1 protein-coding gene is annotated in these 623 nt (G+C 70.3%); it reads left to right on the top strand.

Features of this window, described 5'->3' with window-relative positions; genetic code table 11:
- Positions 1–36: 36 nt before the first annotated feature.
- A partial coding sequence (locus ACSNOC_RS27865) for an acyltransferase domain-containing protein (protein ID WP_436750351.1) occupies positions 37–623 on the top strand: 587 nt, incomplete at its 3' end.

The following is a 623-nucleotide window of genomic DNA, read 5'->3' as shown; positions in this document are numbered from 1 at the left end:
TGGGGTGTGCGGCCGGATGTGGTGTGTGGGCATTCGGTGGGGGAGTTCGCTGCCGCGTATGTGGCGGGGGTGCTGTCGCTGGATGACGCGGCGCGGTTGGTTGCGGCGCGGGGGCGGTTGATGGATGGGCTGCCGCCGGGTGGGGTGATGGTGTCGGTGCCGGTGTCGGAGGCTGATGTCGTGCCCCGGCTCGCCGGGTTCGGGGATCGGGTGAGTATCGCCGCGGTCAATGGCCCGGCCTCGGTGGTGGTGTCGGGTGAGGAGCAGGCGGTCGCGGAGGTGACGGCCGGGTGGAGGACCAAGCGGTTGTCCGTGTCGCACGCGTTCCACTCCCCGCTGATGGAGCCGATGCTCGCCGCCTTCCGCGCGGAACTGGAGTCGGTGTCGTTCGGCGTGCCGTCCATCCCGTTCGTGTCCACCGTGACGGGCCGGCTCGTGTCTGCCGGTGAGTTGGCGGATCCGTCGTACTGGCTGCGGCAGGTGCGGGAGCCGGTCCGCTTCGCCGATGCCGTCGAAAGCCTCGCTGGGGAGGGTGTGAGCGCTTTCGTCGAGGTGGGGCCGAGTGGGACGTTGGCCGCGTTGGCTCGGGAGTTGGTGGACGAGTCGGCGGTCGTGGTTCCTGT

Source organism: Streptomyces sp. URMC 129 (assembly GCF_051386415.1).
Taxonomy (GTDB): Bacteria; Actinomycetota; Actinomycetes; order Streptomycetales; family Streptomycetaceae; genus Streptomyces.
The sequence above is the reverse complement of the archived record's forward strand: the minus strand, read 5'-3'. Positions and strand labels throughout refer to the sequence as shown.